Here is a 19,402-nt window from a genome sequence, read left to right on the forward strand (position 1 = left end):
TTTATCTCCTGTTTTAGTGCTTCGACATATGTCAGGCGCACAATTTAGTTAAATGCCCTTCTTAATTTATTTACGCTTTGTCTCCGTATTCAGTCATATGTTTTGGAATTCTTTTATTTTTTCCATACATAAAATGATTTTCCATGTTCTCTCTGTATTTACTTGCTGGAACTTTTAATCCAATCGACTCAGCAACTTCCCTAATCAACATTGGATTTGCTCCACAACAAACTCCTAAATAATTCACTCCTAATGCATAAGCATCTTTTGCAAATTTACCTATTTCATATCTATTGCAGAAGTGTGGGTCTAATGCCGTTGGAAACGTTCTTCCATGTGGCGACGGACAAGCACAATTACTTCTGTCTGGCAGATTAAAAAATGTTGGAAAGTCTTCATTGGTTCTGTAAGGTATTGGTAAAGCTCCAACATGACATTTAACTGCTTCTCTAATTTCTTTTAAAAAAGGAAACATCGTAGCTGGCCCCCTAAAACAATTTAAACCAACAACATCAGCTCCACGTTGTTCAAGTTCTTTGCAGGTATCAACAACAGATTTTCCATCTCTCATTTTATTTTCACCCATTGGAGAAATTGTTAGAACTGTTGGCAAACCTGTTTTTTTCATTACCTCTAAAGCTTTGTAAGCCTCTTCAGCATAATAAAAAGTTTCACCAATCAACATATCAGCCCCTTCCTCAACAGCCCAACCAACCATCTCTGTAAACATTCCTTCAACTGCTTTTTGAGATTGAGGGTCATTATGTTTCCAAATATTTGAATTTGAAATATTACCTGCCATCAAATTTGGTTTAGACCCCTTAGGTGTGTCTAGTGCTACTTTTTTAGCAATTTTTAATGCTGAACGATTTAATGGCTCAAGAAGCTCTTCTTTACCAATAACGCGCATTTTTTCTCTGTGTCCATTATAAGTAAAAGCTTCAACAATATCTGAACCTGCATGTTGAAATTCTCTATGTAAATTTTCAAGAACTTCTGGATGGTCCAATGAAATCATTGGTACAAATTCCCCTGATGCCATGTACCCACGTCTTTCAATTTCAAATAAAAAACCTTCAGCACAAACTACAGGACCTTGATCTAATCTTTCTGTTAATTTATTTTTTGTCATTTTTTTTCTCCAAATTATTGGAAAAAAGAAACTGAAAAACATTAAACAAGAGGGTTGTAAATTTAAACAGTCTCTTTTCTCCTTTTTAGTGCTTTAGCAAATGCTAGGTGCACAATATGGTTCAAGTACCCGGTTTAGATTTGAAGAATTTCCAAAAAAAACCACCGACTAAAGCGATGGTTAAAACGTCGCTTTAGCAGGAATTTATAAAGCGCTCTGCAATTTAACTTAAATCAGCGCTGCCTAATTTTAATCATACTTTAAAACTAAATGATACATAAATTTTTACTGTATTTTTAAGGCTATCTAATTCTATTTTCTTCAAAATTCTTATTTAGTTTTACCGAAATAGTTCGAGTATTTCTTTTATTCCACTCTGAAAAAGATCTTAAGATAGGCATAACCGAAAGGCCAAATTCAGTAAGTGAATACTCAACTTTTGGGGGCATTATTCGAATTACTTTTCTATTAATTATTCCATCTCCTTCTAACTCCTTAAGCTGCTTGGATAGCATTTGTTGTGTAATGGTTTTTAAACCTTTTTTGAGTTCACCAAATCTAATTTTTTTACTTTGGAGCAAACTAAACAAAATTCTAATTTTCCATTTACCTCCAAGAAAGTAAACTGCTCTTTCTGCTGGACAATCTATTAAGTTTTTCATCGTATGTTTTTATATACTAGTATGATTATTTTGCGTTATTGCATTATTAATAACAAGGCACTATGAACAAGTCAATTAAATTGAAAGGGTAAATATGAATAATGGAGAAAGAGCAGGCGAAAGTGCAATCGCTGTTGAAGTTGAAAAAGATAAGTCTTATTATTGGTGTTCATGCGGAAAAAGTACAAAGCAGCCTTTTTGTGATGGATCACATAAAGGTACAGATTTTACACCTCTGGCATACAAGGCTGAAGAAACTAAAAAAATGTTTTTTTGTGCTTGTAAACAAACTAACAATCAACCATTTTGTGATGGATCACATAATAAAAAATAAAGGATAAAATGCAAAATTTAAATAATAAAGTTAATAATTTTTTTTCTAACATAGATGGATTAGCCCCTTTATTTTTTAGATTTGGAATAGGGATAGCTTTTATAATTCATGGCTTAGGTAAATTTCCTTTACCTCCTCAAGGATTAATTGATTATTTTAACTTATCACCTGCACTAGCATCAACCGTTGCTATATCTGAGTTATTGACTGGATTGGCATTAATAATAAGTGGTTTTATTAAAAATCCTTTTGGAAATATACTCACAAGACTATCAGGACTAAACATAACTATCTTAATGATAACTATACTGATCTTTGCCCACAAAGACTGGTTCTTCACAACAAAACTATTTACCAGTGAACAAATATTTCTTTTAATTGGTGGAGTTTATTTTTTAATTAAAGGTAATCGAACATAAATATGAGCCAAATCGAAGTAGAAAAAATAATAGAACCAGTTGCAGCATCAGATGGTGCTGGTGTTAAATTAAAAAGAAGCATTGGCACTCACCTTATTGATTACCACGATCCTTTTTTAATGTTGGATGAATTTGGTTCTGAAAATAAAGATGATTACATTGGAGGTTTCCCTCCTCACCCTCACAGAGGAATTGAAACAGTAACATATATGCTTGCCGGTGACTTTGAACATAAAGACAGTACAGGTGGTGAAGGAATAATGTCTGCTGGAGATGTTCAGTGGATGAAAACTGGGAGTGGTATCATTCATTCAGAAATGCCTGCAATGAAAAAGGGTAAACTTCATGGGTTTCAATTGTGGGTAAACATGCCTGCTAAATTGAAGATGACTAAGCCTGAATATATTTATATTGATGCAGATAAAATGAGCACTCATAAAGACGATGATAAAACTGTCAAAGTGATTGCTGGAAAATTTCAAGATGCAGAGGGACCCGTTAAAGGTCACAATGTTGAGCCTGTTTATTTTGATGTAGAGCTTGAAAAAGGAAAAGAGTTTAATTTCGATCTTCCCTCAACTCACAATTCATTAATATATTTAGTAGAAGGCGAAATTAAAGTTGGTGATCAAGATCATGATGCTGTTAAAGGTTCTACCTTAATTATTCTAACTAAAGGTGAGAAATTAAAAGTTTTTAGCTTAACTAAAGCTAAGTTTTTATTGATATCTGGAAAGCCAATTGGTGAGCCTATTGCTAGAGGTGGTCCATTTGTAATGAATACTAAAGCAGAGATCTTGCAAGCAGTTCAAGATTATCATAATGATACATTTGTAAAATAATGAAAACTATTAAAATAGAAAAATTTGGTGACCCTGAAGTTTTAGAAGTTAAAGATATTGTAATCAGTAAACCAGGTCCAAAAGAAGTTTTGATAAAAAATTTATCAATCGGTCTTAACTATATTGATGTTTATCACCGAACAGGTCTATACCCTATTCCTCTACCAAGTGGAATTGGCCTAGAGGCATGTGGAATAATTGAAGAAGTTGGTTCTGAAGTTGATCTATTTAAAGTTGGCGATAGAGTGGCTCACTCTTCAATGCCCATTGGAAGCTATTCAGAAAAACAATTATTTCCTCAAGAAAAATTAGTTTTAGTTCCAGAGGGTATCTCAGACGAAATTGCATCTTGCATTATGCTTAAAGGGATTACCGCTGAATATTTATTGCACAGAGCTTATCCAATTAAAAAGGGAGATAAGGTTTTATACCATGCAGCAGCTGGTGGTGTTGGTCAAATTTTATGTCAGTGGGCCAATGCACTAGGAGCTGAAGTTATTGGAACTGTTGGCTCTAAAGAAAAAGAGGCTATTGCTAAAAAAAATGGTTGTCACCATGTAATAAATTATACTGACACAAACTTTGTTAAAGAGGTAGAAAAAATTGTAGGCAAAAATGGAGTTGATGTTGTCTATGATGGTGTTGGTATTAAAACATTTGATGGATCGATTGAAACATTAAAAGTTAGAGGCATGATGGTCGCTTTTGGAAACGCCTCTGGTTATGTTGATACTATAGATGTTAAAAAACATATTAATGCAAAAGGATTATTTTTTACTCGACCTTCTATTGCACATTACACAATGACAAGAGAAGAATTAGTTGCGTCTGCTAAAAAAGTTTTTGATGCAATTTTATCTGGGAAATTTAAAGTTGAAATTTCAAAAAGATACTCACTTGCTGATGTCAAAAAAGCTCATGAAGAATTAGAAGCAAGACTATTAACTGGTCCTGCAGTTATTATTCCTAATTAATCTAAATCAACATCCATATCAGACATATGCAATTTTAATGCATTTGTAGATATATGAATTTCTCTTAAAAAAACTAAAATTGAAACCATCATTGATAAGCAACAAGATCCAAAAATTATCCTTGCTACAAAAATTTCATTTAGATAAAGGGCAAATACAGTTAACAAATTAAATAAAAGACCGAAAGCTGCAAACATAATAGTCCACTTCAATAATACAATTCTTCCACTTAAATTTATAAACTGTTTTTTCCACTCAGGAGGAATATGGTTTTCATACACATGTTCATCATGAAGCTGCCTAATAAGCTTACTTAATGAGTGAAATCTATTACTATAGATATTCATAAGCAAGGGTATTGCTGGAAACATCAATGCTGTGACTGTGTAATCTATATTCATACGAATCAATTTGATTATGAAACTAGCCTTTGTTATTTACAAGTAAATTATTATGAAACAATTAAATCTCTTTATCGAATTAACAAGATTGAAAAGACCTATTGGCTATATGCTATTATTTTGGCCTTGTGCATGGGGGCTAACTCTTGCTTATGATTTTTCCAAAAACCTAAATGATTATTTTTTTTACTTATCACTGTTTTTTTTAGGTTCTATTCTAATGCGGTCTGCAGGATGCATAGTAAATGATATCTTGGATAAAGAATTTGATAAAAAAGTAAAAAGAACAAAAAATAGACCTCTTGCTTCTAATAAGGTTTCAATAAAGTTGGCAATTATTTATGCTCTCACTTTGTGTGCGCTTGCTTTTTTAGTTTTAATTAATTTCAACAACTTAACAATTATCTTAGCCTTAGCGTCAATGCCATTGGCTTTTACCTACCCTCTAATGAAAAGATTTACTTATTGGCCTCAATTGTTTTTGGGTATTACATTTAATTATGGTTTAGTTTTAGGCTGGACGGCAATTCAAGGTGAGATAAACATCGTTGCTATTATCTTTTATTTAGGAGCCATATTTTGGACACTAGGCTTTGACACAATATATGGGTATCAAGACTTAAAAGATGATGAAATAATAGGTATAAAATCAACTTCAATAAAATTTAAAAAAAACTCAAAATTATTTTTGTCTATATGTTACATAGTATTTTTAATATCTTTGGTATTTGTAGGTTTGCTAATGAATTTTGATCATTTTTTTTATTTATCTTTATTAATTTGTGCTGTTCACTTATTTATATATCAAGTTTATAGGTTTAATTTTAAAGATTCTTTACTGTGTTTGAGCATATTTAAAAGCAATAATTTTTTAGGTTTAATTGTTTTAGTTAATATAATTATAGGAAAGATGTAAAATTAATGACTAACTTCGAAGTTTTAAAAAGACTATACTTAAATTATACTAAAAAATTCAGATATAAAATTTTATTATCACTTTTTTTTACATTAGTTGTAGCTGCAAGTACATCTTCAATTGCTTGGCTTCTTGATCCTGCCGTTAAAAAATTGTTTATCGAAAAAAACCAATCATTATTATTTATCATTCCTGGAATGATTGTATTAGCTTTTAGTATGAAGGGGCTTTCTCTTTATCTGGCGCGTACCACAATGATTGCTGTTGGTGAAGATATAAAAGCTATCATTCAAATGGATATGACAAACTCATTAATTAATGCTGATACTGATTATATTGATGACAAGCACACTGGCAAGTTTTTATCAAGTATAACTTATGATACTTCACTAATTACCAATCTAGTTAGTGTAACGATATTAAATCTCTTTAAAGATAGTCTAACTTTAATGGGTCTATTATTTGTAATGTTTTATCAAAACTGGAAACTTGCTATTGTTGCAATAATGATGATTCCACTGGCATCTTTTGCTTCTAAAAGCCTTGGAAAAAGAATTGGAAAAGTAACCACAGAAGCACAAATCGATTCCGGCCTACTTACAAAGCATTTAATTGAAGTTTTTAAAAATCATAAATTAATAAAAATATTTCAACAAGAAACGAGTGAAACAAGCAAAATAGAAAATTTTGTTAATAATTTAAAAGAAAAATCGAAAAAAATTGCAACTATTTTTGTAAGGGCAACTCCAATTATGGAAACTCTTACTGGGATCATGATAGCTATATTAATATATGTATCGGGTAAGCTAATCTTAAACAATGAACTTGAAGTAAATAATTTTTTTTCTTTTTTAGCAGCGATGATGCTAGCCTATCAACCAGTAAGATCTTTAGCCACACTGCACATGGGTATAAGTCAAGGCTTGTCAGCTGCTCGAAGAATCTTACCTGTTATAGATATTAAAAATAAGATTGAAGAAAATGAAGATAGCAAGCCACTAAAAGTAGATAATGGTACTATCAAATTTCAGAACATAAGCTTTAATTATATAAATAATAAAAACGTAGTACTAAAAAACATAAATATTGAAATCAAAGGTGGTAAAATGACAGCACTAGTCGGTCATAGCGGAGCTGGTAAATCTACTATATTGAATTTAATACCAAGGTTCTTTAATTGTACTCAGGGAGATATTTATATTGATAACCAACCAATTAATCAATGCACTATTAGTTCTCTTAGGGAAAATATATCACTTGTGAGCCAAGACACTACATTGTTCGATGACACAATAAAAAATAATATAGCCTATGCAAACCCTAATGCCACAGATGAAGAAATAATAAACGCAGCAAAAAACGCTCTTGCAGATGATTTTATTAATAAGCTTCCGCAAAAATATAATACAGAAATAGGCGAAAATGGAGTGAGGCTGTCTGGTGGTGAAAAACAAAGAATATCTATAGCTAGAGCTATTTTAAAAAAAACATCTATCATTCTTTTAGATGAAGCAACTTCCTCACTAGATTCCGAGACAGAAAGCAAAATACAAGAAGCTCTGGATCATCTAACAAAAAACAAAACTACGCTTGTTATAGCGCACAGATTATCGACAGTTTTAAAGAGTGAAAATATATTTGTTCTCGATAAAGGAGAAATTGTAGGTCAGGGTGATCACCATAATTTATTAAAAAATTCTCCTATTTATAAAAATTTTTATGAAAAACAAATCAAAAAAGATTAATGTTAATTATCTATAGATTAGCAATCAACATAGTAATTTTTTTTTCACCCATAATTATTTTAATTCGCATATTAAAAAAAAAAGAAGATCTAACAAGATGGAGAGAAAAGTTTAGCATATTTACCAAAAAAAAAACTAAAGGGAAGCTAATATGGTTTCATGGTGCAAGTGTTGGTGAGATATTAAGTGTGATTCCTTTAATTAAAAAGTTAGAAAATAATAATAAAATAAAACAAATTTTAATTACATCAAACACTGTAACATCAGCAAATGTTTTAAATAAGATAAAATTAAAAAAAACAATTCATCAATTTTTTCCAATAGATACCAACTATCACAGTAAAAAATTTTTAAATTATTGGAAACCATCAATTGCTATTTTTATAGACTCCGAAATATGGCCTAATATGTTTTTAAATATAAAAAAAGCAAAAATTACATTGGCTCTTTTAAATGGAAGAATTACTAAAAAAACTTTTACAAGATGGAAAAAAATTATATCTAGTGCCAAATATTTATTTGGAAAATTTGATATTTGTTTATCGGCAAGTATTAAATCTAAAAAATATCTTAAATCACTTGGTGCCAAAAATATTAAATATATTGGTAACTTAAAATTCACCCAAATAGAAAAAGAAGAAATTCATTTAACAGATGAGCTTAAAAAGAAAATTTCTTTGAAAAAGGTTTGGTGTGCTTCTAGTACGCACAAAGGTGAGGAAATTCTATGCGCCAAAGTTCATAAAAAACTTAAGGGTAAACACAAAAATTTATTAACAATCATGATACCAAGGCATGTTGAAAGAACTAAAGATATTTTAAAAGATTTAAGTAAGCTAAAACTTAACGTTCACTTACATAGTTCAAAACAAAAAATAAATTCAAATACAGATATATACTTAGTAGATGCATACGGTATGACAAAGTCTTTTTTTAAAATTTGTAATACTATTTTCTTGGGGGGATCAATAATTGAACATGGTGGTCAAAACCCTATTGAGCCTTCAAGATATGGATGTAAAGTTTTGCATGGTAAAAATATTTGGAACTTTAGCGAAATTTACTCTCTTTTAAAAAAAAATAATGTCTCAATTAAAGTAAATAATGTTAATCAAATGTGTAAAGAGATTAACTCTATATTTTCACAAAAATTAAACGTTAATCATATCAAATCTAAAATTGACACACTTGGAAATAAGATTTTACACTCAACCCTAAGTGAAATAAATTACTATATTAATAAAAAATGATTATGAGGAAGCCTAGTTTTTGGGATTATAAAAAACCTAATATTTTATCATATTTTTTATTGATTTTTACCCTCCCTATAATCATAAATAATTATCTAATAAAAAAACGAAGAAACCATAACCAAAATAAAATAGGAAATGTTAAAACTATTTGTGTAGGAAATATATATGTTGGTGGGACTGCAAAAACGCCTTTAGCAATAAAAATAAGTCAAATTTTAAATAAAATACATTTAAAGACAGCTGTAATAAAAAAATTTTATCCCACTCAAATTGATGAACAAAAATTAATAGCAAACTCTAGCAAATTATACTGTGAGAAAAGTAGAAAAGAAGCTTACAAAAATGCTCAAAAAGATATGCATAATATAGCGATTTTCGATGATGGCTTACAGGACAAGACTTTAAACTATGACTTAAAATTTGTTTGTTTTAATACACTCAAATGGATTGGTAATGGATTTTTAATTCCAGCAGGTCCTCTTAGAGAAAAACTTGAAAGCATTAAAAACTTCGATGCTATTTTTTTAAATGGTAACGGAGAAGATACTTCCAATTTAAAATCCATAATTAGAAAATTAAATAAAGGTATCAAAATTTTTGAGACATATTATAGACCCTTAAATATTCATAAGTTTAATAATGAAGATAATTATTTAATTTTTTCAGGTATTGGCAACCCAGAAAGCTTTAAAAAAACTTTAACTAAAAATAAACTAAATATAATTCATGAGATCAAATTCCCTGATCATTATCAATATACAGAAAAAGATATCTTAAATATAAAACTAAAAGCAAAAAAATTACAAGCTAAAATTTTAACAACAGAAAAAGATTTTGTAAAAATTGAAGATAAAATTTCAAATGGTATTAATTATTTAAAAATAGACTTAGTAATTAAATGTGAAGATGAGTTAATTAATTTAATAAAATTTGCAAAATGAAAACCATCAAATATTTTTTTCAATTTTTATTAATTCTATTTTTTTTTTTAATATCTAAAACTTTGGGTGCTAAAATTTCTTCAAATATATCATATCAGATCTTTAAATTGCTTGGTCCATTTTTTAGACCAAGAGAAATAATAGAAGCAAATATTAACAGGGCCTTTCCAAGTTTGAATAGACAATATATCAATAAGATTATTGATGACATGTGGGGTAATTATGGAAGAATCTTATCCGAGTATGTCTATATGAAAGATTTTAGATTATCAGATTTATCTAATAACATAGAGATAAAAGGATTAGAAATTTTAGAATCTATAAAAAAAGAAAACGAACCTGTAATATTTGTTTCTGGTCACTTTAATAATTTTGAATTAATGGCAATGCAAATTGAAAAGTCTGGAATTAATCTTGCGGCGATTTATAGACCTCTAAATAATTATTTTTTAAATGGGATTATGGAAAAAATAAGAAAAAAGTATATTTGTAAAAATCAAATTAAAAAAGGTATGAGTGGAACAAGACAATTATTATCTTTTTTTAAAAAAAAAACTTCTATAGCGTTAATGATCGATCAAAGAGTGTCACAAGGGATTAAATCAAATTTTTTTAACAAACCAGCATTTACAACAACTATCCCAGCTCAATTTGTAAAAAAATTTAATTGTAAAATTGTTCCAATTTATATTGAAAGAAAGAAAAACATTAATTTCAAATTAACTATATTAGAACCTTTACAGTATGCCCCAGATGAAACTATTGAAACTATAACACTAAGCTTAAATGCTATACTTGAAAAAATGATTGTAAAAAACCCAAGTCAATGGATTTGGTCCCACAATAGGTGGAAATAATATACAACTCTATGAATTTTCTCTTTTGTACATTGCCTCAACATAAGAAAAATAAGCTTCTTGAAGCTCTACATTCCAATAGTTCAATTCTTCTAGTTTTATTTTCTTCCCCGATACAGCACAAAGTACATGATCGCCCTGCTCAACTACTATAAAGTTGTTTGGTAGATATTTTATTTTTGCTAATTTTTTAAACATTTTTAGTTTATACATTTATATATGAAAGTTGGAATAATAGGAAGTGGTGGACGTGAGCATTCAATTTGTTTGGCTTTAAGTAAATCTAGTAAAGTTGATCAGATATATTGTTTTCCTGGGAATGCAGGCACATCTCAAATAGCTAATAACATTGATATTGATTTAGAAAAGTTTGATGTTCTAAAAAACTTTATAAAACTAAATAAGATTGATCTTATAGTTGTTGGTCCTGAAAAACCATTAGTAGATGGAATTGTTGATTATTTGGAAAAAAGTAAAATTAAAGTATTTGGACCTAGTAAAGCAGCCGCAGAATTAGAGGGGTCTAAAATTTTTACTAAAAATTTATGCAAAAAATATAATATTCCAACTGCTCAATTTGGTATCTTTCAAAATGTTGCTGAGGCAATGGAATTTATAAAAAAATCTAAGTATCCTCTAGTTATAAAAGCTGACGGTTTAGCCTCAGGAAAAGGTGTTTATATATGTGAAAATAATAATGAAGCACAATCTGCAATAAATGAAATATTTGATGGAAAATTTGGTGTTGCTAAAAATTTACTTATTGAAGAATTTCTTGAGGGTGAGGAAATGAGCTATTTTATTATATCGGATGGTAAAACGTTTAAAAGTTTTGACACTGCACAAGATCATAAACGAGTTCTAGAAGGGGATTTAGGCAAAAACACAGGTGGTATGGGTGCATACTCACCTTCAAGAATGATTAATGATGAGTTAGAAAATAAAATTATAAAAAAAATAATTGAGCCTACATTAAAAGGTCTTAAAGACTCATGCATAAACTACAAAGGCTTCTTATATGCTGGCTTAATGATATCAGATAATGAACCATACTTAATTGAATATAACGTTAGGATGGGTGACCCAGAATGTCAGACAATTTTACCAAAATTAAAATCTGATTTAATCGATATTTTTTTAGCATGCTGCAGTGGAGATTTAGAAAATGTGGAAATTAATTGGCACAACAAAAAGAGTTTATGTGTTGTGCTATGCTCTAGGGGATATCCAGATCAATTTAATAAGAATATATTAATTCCAGGATTAGATAAGATAGAGCTTAAAGATTCTGAATATTGCTACCATGCTGGCACAAAAGAATATGAAAATAAAGTTTATGCAATAGGTGGTCGTGTACTGAATTTTGTTTCGATGTCTAATAATTTTTTAGAGTCTAGAAATCAAGTGCTTAAATTGATTAAGATGCTAAATTGGAATGAGGGTTTTTTTCGTAAAGATATAGGTTATAAAGTAATAAATGAATGAGAATAATCTCGGGTAGCTTAAAAGGTAAGAAATTATTTGAACCTAAGAATAAAGAAACTAGACCTCTTAAAGATTTAACTAAGGAGTCGCTATTTAATATACTTTTACATACAAATAAATTTGACACAAATATTGAAAGTTCTAATGTTTTAGACTTATTTTCAGGAGTAGGATCATTTGGCCTAGAGTGTCTTTCGAGAGGGTCTTCATTTGTGACATTTGTTGAAAGTTATAAAGAAGTTACACCAATCTTAATAAAAAATATTTCAAATCTGAATTATAAAAATAGCTCATTAGTTGTAGAAAAAGATATATTCAAAAATTTGAATTTTGAAATATTTAATAAAAAATTTGATATTATTTTTATGGATCCACCTTATAAAGAGAAAAATCTTTCTCCATTACTAAAAAAAATTAATACTTCAAAAGTACTAAACAATAAGGGAATAATAATCATTCACAGACATAAAAAAGAAAATGACAATTTACCTGACGAATTTAAAATTATTGAACAAAAAACATACGGTATATCAAAAATTATTTTTGGAAATTTTAACTAAATTAAGAATTTTTTGGTTTCTTTTTTAATAAGTTCTACGGATGGTTGGTCATATGGATTAACATTTAAAGCTCTTCCAATCAATATAGTTTCTAAAATAAAAAAACAAAATAATTCACCAAGGGTTTTTTCATCTCTACTATTAATCTCAAAACTTCTAAAAGGGATATTTTTTTTTAAAAAAACCCTTTCTGTAGCTTTTTTTTGAGCTAGCATTATTTGATTTAAATTTTTGTTTTTAAGGTATCTATGTGAAGAAAGTATCTTTTCATTTATTATATAATCTGAATTTTTTTCCTTTATAAAAAAAAATGTAAAAAAATTATTTCTTGGACCATCTAAATATAACTGCATAAGACTATGGTTGTCTTTTGGCATAGTAGAAATGATTGGAAGAATGCCCACGCCTTTTTTTCCTAAACTTTCGGCTTGAAGTTGCTGATACCAGTTGAATAAATTTTTAGACTTTTCATCATAATTCAAGATGATTGAATTAAATTTTTTTTGTTTAATAAAATGAAGGGTATTACTCACATTTGATGTTAGTAATTGAATAAATTTTTTATTTTTTATTAAATTATTTATCTGCTTAAATTTATTTTTATTCAAACCCATTAATTCAGCAGGCAGCATTCCAACTTCTGATAATATTGAATATCTCCCTCCTATAAAATTATTGTGATGAATAATTTCAGATTTTAATTTTTGAGCAATAGATGACAGATAACTGTCTTTATTTTCAGTAATAAAATAAGTGTTGTGTTTTTTTTTTATTATAATGTTGAAGTTTAATATGGTTTCAAGAGTATTTCCTGATTTAGATACAACTAAATTTATATAATTTTTTTTTGGATATTTAATCAATTTTGATTGAAGATTATCGATAAAAAAAAAATTCTTTTTTACTTTATGTTTTAAAAAATCATAAATTGCCTGAGTTCCCAAGGTAGACCCTCCCATTCCAATGACTTTTAGATATGTGTATTTTTTAAGCTTTGAAACTATCTTTTTACTATAGCTATATCTGTAAGAGGTTCCTAAAGTTTCAATTATTGGATTTTTTTCTTTTAACAATAAATTCAAATCTTTTTGAATTTTGTTATTATTTTTTTTAATTTTAAAATTCTTAAAAATTATATTTTTAAAAAACATTAATTTTTACTGATCTTTTTCATTATCGAATCTTTTATAGAAAGGTCATTTTTGGAAGTACTATTATCTGCTAAATTTCCTTTCGATTTTTCTTTGAATAAACTTTTTATGTCAAGATTTTCATCATTCTTTTCTACTTCAGTGTCTTGTGTGGTCAACGTTGTTGGTACAGGAAGCTTTTCAAAATCAGGGGGTAGAACTAGGGGGTCTTTTTTTTCAACCAAAAATTGATCTACGCCTGAATTTTTTTTTAAACTTAAATTATCTTTAATGGTTGAACAACCACTAAATAAAAAGACTATTAAAAAAAAAATTGTATACTTATTTAAATTCATAGTTTCTTATCTTTAAAAAATATTTCAGCATAAATAAGGCACACAACACCTACGCTGATAAATATATCCGCTATATTGAAAATAAACCAGTGAATATTTCCTATATGAAAATCTATAAAATCTGGCACAGCTGTATAATAGATCCTATCGAATAAATTTCCTATTGCTCCACCCAATATAATTAAAAGACAATTTTTTTTAAAAATATGCAATTCTTTTACGATCATTAATATTAGTGCTATTATTATTAATAAAATTATAAAGCTCACTATGTTGTATATAAAACTACTATCGAATGAGAGTAGACCAAATGCAATTCCCTTATTCCAAACTAAATATAAATTTAAATATGATGTTACATAAACTTCAAAATTTTTTTCTAAAGTTGCTAATTTAATAATGTAAAATTTAGAAATTCTATCTATTAAGAAAATTAAAAAAACAACAGAGAAATTTACTAAAAATAATTTTAAATCAAATTTATTCATCAATTTTGAAATTAATCTTAATGTCTTTCACATTTAATTTTACTAATTTTCCAACATATTGGGCATTTATTTCCCTCTGCTTTTTTTGTTTTAACTATTATCTCATCGTTTGCCGTCTCAATAATCTCTGCAGCAGACGTTATACATAGCTCAGCTAAATCTATATCTTTTATTAATTCTAATAACTTTTTATTTAAACATACTGTTAAATTTGCCTCAAGACTTGAGCCTATTTCTTTACTTGCTCTTTTTGCTTCAATGCTAACATTGCAAATGTCTCTGATCTTTTTTAATTCAATCCATTTTTTACCTAATTGTTCATTTTGAAATGATTTTGGAAATTGCATAAATTCTTCTAAATGAATACTTTTGTTTTCTTTATTTATTAATGTAAAAATTTCTTCTGTTGTAAATGACAATATTGGTGCAAACCATTTAATTAAAGATTCAAGAATTATATTTAACACAACCATACAACTTTTTCGTCTCTCAGAATTTTTACTATCACAGTACAAGGCATCTTTTCTAATATCGAAATAAAATGCTGATAAGTCTACTGTACAAAAGTTTAAAAGTTCTTTGTAAAGATTATGAAAGTCGTATGATTTAAAGTAATTTTTGAAATTTTTATTTAATTCATAAATACGGTGAAGCATATACTGTTCTAATTCTGGTAATTGATTTAAATCTAATTTTTCAATATCTACCTTTTTAAAATCATCATTTAAGTTTCCAAGTAAATATCTAAATGTATTTCTAATTTTTCTATATGAATCAGCATGTTGTTCTAAAATAGAATAATCAATTCTTAAATCCTCCGCATAATTAGATGACGCAACCCATATTCTTAAAATGTCTGCACCATATTTTTTTAAAATATCTTCAGGTGCAATTACGTTTCCTACAGATTTTGACATTTTGAGACCTTTGCCATCCACAACAAACCCATGTGATAATATTGATTCATAAGGCGCTCTACCTCTCGTTCCACAAGATTCTAACAATGACGAATGAAACCAACCTCTATGCTGGTCAGAACCTTCTAGATACATTGACGCTGGCCATTGAAGATCTTCTCTTTTTTCTAAAACAAATGCATGAGTGCAACCGCTATCAAACCAAACTTCAACAATATCACTTATTTTTTCGTAATCTTCTGCTTTATATTTGTCCCCTAAAAATCTTTGAGGATTATCAGAAAACCAACAATCAGAGCCTTCTTTTTCATAAATGTTCGCGATATTCTCATTTACATTATCGTCAACTAAAATTTCTTTAGTAGTTTTATGAACAAATATAGGAAGCGGAACTCCCCAAACTCTTTGTCTTGAAACACACCAATCTGGCCTTGTTTCAATCATTGCTTTTATTCTTTCTCTACCTTTGTCTGGATAAAATTTAGTATCATCAAGAGCTTTTAACGCTTTTTTTCTCAAACCATGACTTTCCATTGAAATAAACCATTGCGGTGTTGCTCTATGAACTAGGGGTGCTTTTGATCTCCATGAATGTGGATACGAATGAACTAGCTCTCCATTAGATAATAGTTTTTTTTGTTCTTTTAATTTTTCAATAACAATCGGGTTAGCTTTGAAAATATGAGTTCCTTCAAATAAAGGAAGATTTTTAGTGTATTTACCATCACCATCTACGGTCTCTATAGCTTTTATCCCATGTTTTAAACAAAGATTAAAATCATCAGGACCATGACTAGGTGCACAATGAACAATACCTGTTCCCTGTTCTGTTGTAACAAATCTTGCTTCGAGCATTGGGATATCATAATCATAACCAAGCTCTAAAAAAGGATGGCTACAAATTGTATCTTTAAAATCTTTACCCTTAAATTTTTTTATTTCTTTATAACTTTTAATCTCACAATCTTTGATAACAGACTCTAGTAGAGCTTCTGCAACTACTATTTTTTTATTCTTAAAATCTCCTTCATCACTTAATTCAATTATTAAATAATCTAAGGCCTCATTATAAGCCAATGCTTTATTTGCAGGTATAGTCCATGGAGTAGTTGTCCATATAATAACTTCTGTATTTTCTAATTCTTTTATGTTTGTTTTTTTAACTGGGAAGGCTGTGTAAATTGTATCTGATTTATGATCTTGATACTCAACTTCAGCATCTGCTAAGGCTGTTTTTTCTACAGTTGACCAAAGAACAGGTTTAAACCCTCTATAAAGACTTCCTTCTTTTAAAAATTTTCCTAATTCTCTTACAATTTGGGCTTCTGCTTCAAAGCTCATTGTTGCGTAATGATTATCCCAATCTCCAACAACACCTAATCTTTTAAATTGTGTTTTGTGAACTTCAATCCATTTTTCAGCAAACTCTCTGCACTCTTTTCTAAATTCTGTTATTGGAACTTCATTTTTATTTTTTTTGTTTTTTTTATATTGCTCTTCGATTTTCCACTCAATAGGTAGGCCATGACAATCCCATCCAGGAACATATACAGAATCTTTACCATCCATTTGATGGAATTTTACTATTATGTCTTTCAAAATCTTATTTAAAGCTGTGCCCATATGAATATTTCCATTTGCATATGGTGGACCATCATGAAGTATAAATTTTTCTTTACCTTTATTGGATTTTCTCAACTCTTTATAAAGATCAATTTTTTTCCAATATTCTAAAATTTCAGGCTCTTTATTTTGTAAGTTTGCCTTCATGGAGAAGGCTGTTTTAGGTAAATTTATATTTTCTTTGCTCATGTTAACTTTTTTTAGCAACTTTCAGGTCACTTTGAATTTGTTTTTTTAATTGATCAACGTTTTTGAATTTTTTCTCTTTTCTTATAAATTTTGTGAACTCTACTAATAAATACTTATTATAAAGATTTCCAGAAAAATTAAAAATATGCACTTCCAACAAAATTTTTTTTTGATTAAAAGTTGGTCTATAACCAAGATTAGCAATCGCTTTTAGTGATTTATTGGAGTTTTTTTGTTTTACTTGAACAGCATACACTCCAGGCATCGCAATCACATAATCTTTAATATCAATATTACAGGTTGGAAAACCAATTTTTTTTCCTTGTTGCCTTCCCTTTTGAATAATTCCTTCAATTGACCATTTTCGATTTAATAACTTATTGGTTTTTTTTAATTGTCCTTTTTCTAGAAGAGAGCGGATATATGTTGAGGAGATAATTTTTTTATTTAAGATTAGTGGTTGCGGTTTTACTATTTTGTAATGATATTTTTCTTCATTTTTTATTAATTGCCTAACATCTCCCTCTCTTTTATTGCCAAATCTAAAGTTATTACTAACAAATATATATTGGGCTTCTAATTTTTTTGATAAAATTTCTTTAATAAAAAAATCAGAATTAATTAATGAAAATTTTTTATCAAATTTTTTAGTAATTATAAAATCAACCCCTAAATGATCTAAAATTATTTTTTTTTGGTTTACATTTGAAATTCTAAAGTTTTTAAAGTTTTTATTAAAAAACATTTTAGGCATTGGCTCGAATGTTAAAACACCAATTTTTAGATTAAATTTTTTTTTATAAGTATTTGCTAATTTAAATAATTTTTGATGACCCAAATGAACACCATCAAAATTACCAATCAAGATAATTGATTTTTTATGATTTTTTGGAATATTAAAGTCTTTATACAGCTTCATATTTTACCACTTTAATTCTGTTTGAATAAAGTTTACAACAACTTCATATTTCTTTGAAATTACATCTATACCTTCTTTTTTAATTTCATCCCTATGAACGCCATTTGATATAACTAAAGAATTAAAATTTAAAAAATTGGCTCCTTTAATATCTGTATTTAAATTATCACCAATAGATAAAACTCTTTTTCCCTCATTGTTAATTGCTTGCTTATAAACTTCAGGAAATGGTTTTCCAAAATAAATAACTTCTCCTCCCATTTTTTCAAAAACAAGAGCTACAGACCCTGCACACAATTCTCTTTTTTTACCTCTATCAACAATTAAATCAGGGTTAGTGCATATCATTTTCTTATTAATATGATCTTTGAATAATTCTTTGTAATAATTTAAATCCTCACCTTGTTCTTCAAATAAGCCTGTACAGAGTAAATATGAACTTTCTTTAATTTCATTAGTCTTATTTTTTTTAAAATCTAAAAATAAATCAAAATCTCTTGGTGGTCCTAGGTGATAAAATTTTTGTTCTAGAGAATTTTTTCTTAAATAATTCAGTGCTGCTTCCCCTGAGGAATAAACTTTTTCTCTAATTTCTTTATTCATTCCCATTTTTTCTAAAAAATTATTCACTGTTTTGTTGGGTCTTGGTGCGTTAGTTAAGAGAACATAGTCTTTATTTGCTTTGGTGATTTCATCCAAAGCCTCAATTGCATTTTTATGAAGAGTTATCCCATTATGAACAACGCCCCATAAATCGATATAAAAAATATCATAATTCTCTACAATCGACCTTAATCCTTCGTTATCTAAATTCTTAGTCATTATGGGAGGTATAACTTATAAAAAACACAATTTCTCTGGTTTTTTACCCCACATATTTTTTTTAACATCTCTTGAAATAGTTAGTCTAATAGCTATATGAGTCGCATAATAAAAGGAGAATTTATGAAATTTAAACCGTTACACGATAGAGTTTTAATAGAAGTTTTAAACAGTAGTGAAAAAACTGCTGGAGGAATAATTATCCCTGATACAGCTCAAGAAAAACCTCAAGAAGGTAAAGTTATTGCTGTTGGTGGTGGTGCAAAAACTGAAGATGGAAAACTAATTCCAATGGATGTGAAAGTTGGAGATAAAGTTCTTTTTGGCAAATGGTCAGGAACTGAAATCAAAATAGACAGCAAAGAATACAGCATAATGAAAGAGTCTGACATTATGGGTATTTCGAGCAAATAATTTAATTTAAAGGAGAAAGTAAA

General features: G+C 28.4%; 22 protein-coding genes and 2 riboswitches. Of the genes, 12 read left to right on the top strand and 10 right to left on the bottom strand.

Annotation, left to right across the window (positions count from 1 at the left end):
* Positions 1–2 precede the first annotated feature (2 nt).
* A riboswitch (SAM riboswitch) is annotated at positions 3–67 on the bottom strand.
* A 3-nt stretch (positions 68–70) separates the two neighbouring features.
* Complete coding sequence (locus ABXT55_RS06150; protein ID WP_415284439.1) at positions 71–1,132, bottom strand: homocysteine S-methyltransferase family protein; 1,062 nt, start codon at positions 1,130–1,132, stop codon at positions 71–73.
* A gap of 75 nt (positions 1,133–1,207) precedes the next feature.
* Positions 1,208–1,272: riboswitch (SAM riboswitch) on the bottom strand.
* A gap of 162 nt (positions 1,273–1,434) precedes the next feature.
* A complete protein-coding gene (locus ABXT55_RS06155) occupies positions 1,435–1,794 on the bottom strand; it encodes a winged helix-turn-helix transcriptional regulator (protein ID WP_006997770.1) in 360 nt (119 codons plus the stop codon).
* A gap of 94 nt (positions 1,795–1,888) precedes the next feature.
* On the opposite strand from ABXT55_RS06155, the gene ABXT55_RS06160 reads away from it, so the two are divergent.
* The 4 genes from ABXT55_RS06160 to ABXT55_RS06175 are packed head-to-tail and all read left to right on the top strand — an operon-like array spanning position 1,889 to position 4,363.
* A complete protein-coding gene (locus ABXT55_RS06160; protein ID WP_415271623.1) occupies positions 1,889–2,128 on the top strand; it encodes a CDGSH iron-sulfur domain-containing protein in 240 nt (79 codons plus the stop codon).
* Positions 2,129–2,136: 8 nt separating this feature from the next.
* Entirely contained in the window at positions 2,137–2,547 is a 411-nt protein-coding gene (locus ABXT55_RS06165) for a DoxX family membrane protein (RefSeq protein ID WP_415284440.1), read from the top strand.
* A 2-nt stretch (positions 2,548–2,549) separates the two neighbouring features.
* Complete coding sequence (locus tag ABXT55_RS06170; RefSeq protein WP_415284441.1) at positions 2,550–3,389, top strand: pirin family protein; 840 nt, start codon at positions 2,550–2,552, stop codon at positions 3,387–3,389.
* Complete coding sequence (locus ABXT55_RS06175) at positions 3,389–4,363, top strand: quinone oxidoreductase family protein (RefSeq protein WP_415284442.1); 975 nt, start codon at positions 3,389–3,391, stop codon at positions 4,361–4,363. Before ABXT55_RS06170 ends, ABXT55_RS06175 begins: the two co-directional genes overlap by 1 nt.
* Here ABXT55_RS06175 and ABXT55_RS06180 read toward each other — a convergent pair.
* The gene (locus tag ABXT55_RS06180) at positions 4,360–4,764 is read right to left on the bottom strand and encodes a DUF2721 domain-containing protein (protein ID WP_271492627.1); all 405 of its coding nucleotides are present in this window, start codon (positions 4,762–4,764) and stop codon (positions 4,360–4,362) included. The genes ABXT55_RS06175 and ABXT55_RS06180 overlap by 4 nt on opposite strands.
* 52 nt (positions 4,765–4,816) lie before the next feature.
* Between ABXT55_RS06180 and ubiA the strand changes: the two genes are divergently transcribed.
* From ubiA to ABXT55_RS06205, 5 genes are read left to right on the top strand one after another with little or no spacing between them, the layout of a single operon-like run.
* Entirely contained in the window at positions 4,817–5,680 is an 864-nt protein-coding gene (ubiA, locus tag ABXT55_RS06185) for a 4-hydroxybenzoate octaprenyltransferase (RefSeq protein WP_415284443.1), read from the top strand.
* 5 nt (positions 5,681–5,685) lie between these two features.
* Entirely contained in the window at positions 5,686–7,425 is a 1,740-nt protein-coding gene (locus tag ABXT55_RS06190; protein ID WP_415284444.1) for an ABC transporter ATP-binding protein, read from the top strand.
* A complete protein-coding gene (locus ABXT55_RS06195) occupies positions 7,425–8,675 on the top strand; it encodes a 3-deoxy-D-manno-octulosonic acid transferase (protein WP_415284445.1) in 1,251 nt (416 codons plus the stop codon). Before ABXT55_RS06190 ends, ABXT55_RS06195 begins: the two co-directional genes overlap by 1 nt.
* Positions 8,676–8,677: 2 nt before the next feature.
* Positions 8,678–9,619 (top strand): tetraacyldisaccharide 4'-kinase, encoded by a 942-nt coding sequence (gene lpxK / locus ABXT55_RS06200; protein ID WP_415284446.1) that lies wholly within the window; start codon positions 8,678–8,680, stop codon positions 9,617–9,619.
* Entirely contained in the window at positions 9,616–10,476 is an 861-nt protein-coding gene (locus ABXT55_RS06205; RefSeq protein WP_415284447.1) for a lysophospholipid acyltransferase family protein, read from the top strand. Before lpxK ends, ABXT55_RS06205 begins: the two co-directional genes overlap by 4 nt.
* Positions 10,477–10,485: 9 nt before the next feature.
* Here ABXT55_RS06205 and ABXT55_RS06210 read toward each other — a convergent pair whose 3' ends face one another.
* On the bottom strand, positions 10,486–10,674 hold the full coding sequence (locus tag ABXT55_RS06210; RefSeq protein WP_415285458.1) for a DUF2093 domain-containing protein: 189 nt from the start codon (positions 10,672–10,674) through the stop codon (positions 10,486–10,488).
* A gap of 21 nt (positions 10,675–10,695) precedes the next feature.
* Here ABXT55_RS06210 and purD point away from each other — a divergent pair, with 21 nt between their 5' ends.
* On the top strand, positions 10,696–11,961 hold the full coding sequence (gene purD / locus ABXT55_RS06215; RefSeq protein WP_415284448.1) for a phosphoribosylamine--glycine ligase: 1,266 nt from the start codon (positions 10,696–10,698) through the stop codon (positions 11,959–11,961).
* A complete protein-coding gene (rsmD, locus tag ABXT55_RS06220) occupies positions 11,958–12,521 on the top strand; it encodes a 16S rRNA (guanine(966)-N(2))-methyltransferase RsmD (protein ID WP_415284449.1) in 564 nt (187 codons plus the stop codon). The genes purD and rsmD overlap by 4 nt, the downstream gene beginning before the upstream one ends.
* Here the strand turns inward: rsmD and ABXT55_RS06225 are convergent.
* The 6 genes from ABXT55_RS06225 to ABXT55_RS06250 are packed head-to-tail and all read right to left on the bottom strand — an operon-like array spanning position 12,518 to position 18,965.
* Entirely contained in the window at positions 12,518–13,672 is a 1,155-nt protein-coding gene (locus ABXT55_RS06225; RefSeq protein WP_415284450.1) for a glucose-6-phosphate isomerase, read from the bottom strand. The two genes, rsmD and ABXT55_RS06225, sit on opposite strands and share 4 nt — an antisense overlap.
* On the bottom strand, positions 13,672–14,007 hold the full coding sequence (locus ABXT55_RS06230) for a DUF3035 domain-containing protein (RefSeq protein ID WP_415284451.1): 336 nt from the start codon (positions 14,005–14,007) through the stop codon (positions 13,672–13,674). The genes ABXT55_RS06225 and ABXT55_RS06230 overlap by 1 nt, the downstream gene beginning before the upstream one ends.
* A complete protein-coding gene (lspA, locus tag ABXT55_RS06235; RefSeq protein ID WP_415284452.1) occupies positions 14,004–14,495 on the bottom strand; it encodes a signal peptidase II in 492 nt (163 codons plus the stop codon). Before lspA ends, ABXT55_RS06230 begins: the two co-directional genes overlap by 4 nt.
* A gap of 17 nt (positions 14,496–14,512) precedes the next feature.
* Positions 14,513–17,224 carry an isoleucine--tRNA ligase gene (ileS, locus tag ABXT55_RS06240; RefSeq protein ID WP_415284453.1) on the bottom strand — a complete coding sequence of 904 codons (2,712 nt, stop codon included), beginning with the start codon at positions 17,222–17,224 and terminating at the stop codon, positions 14,513–14,515.
* Between the two features lies 1 nt (position 17,225).
* Complete coding sequence (locus tag ABXT55_RS06245; protein ID WP_415284454.1) at positions 17,226–18,143, bottom strand: bifunctional riboflavin kinase/FAD synthetase; 918 nt, start codon at positions 18,141–18,143, stop codon at positions 17,226–17,228.
* A gap of 3 nt (positions 18,144–18,146) precedes the next feature.
* Positions 18,147–18,965 carry a TIGR01459 family HAD-type hydrolase gene (locus ABXT55_RS06250; protein ID WP_415284455.1) on the bottom strand — a complete coding sequence of 273 codons (819 nt, stop codon included), beginning with the start codon at positions 18,963–18,965 and terminating at the stop codon, positions 18,147–18,149.
* A gap of 123 nt (positions 18,966–19,088) precedes the next feature.
* Here ABXT55_RS06250 and groES point away from each other — a divergent pair, with 123 nt between their 5' ends.
* Entirely contained in the window at positions 19,089–19,379 is a 291-nt protein-coding gene (groES, locus tag ABXT55_RS06255) for a co-chaperone GroES (protein ID WP_415278084.1), read from the top strand.
* Positions 19,380–19,402 lie beyond the last annotated feature (23 nt).

The organism is Candidatus Pelagibacter sp. Uisw_130 (assembly GCF_047722505.1).
Lineage (GTDB): Bacteria > Pseudomonadota > Alphaproteobacteria > Pelagibacterales > Pelagibacteraceae > Pelagibacter.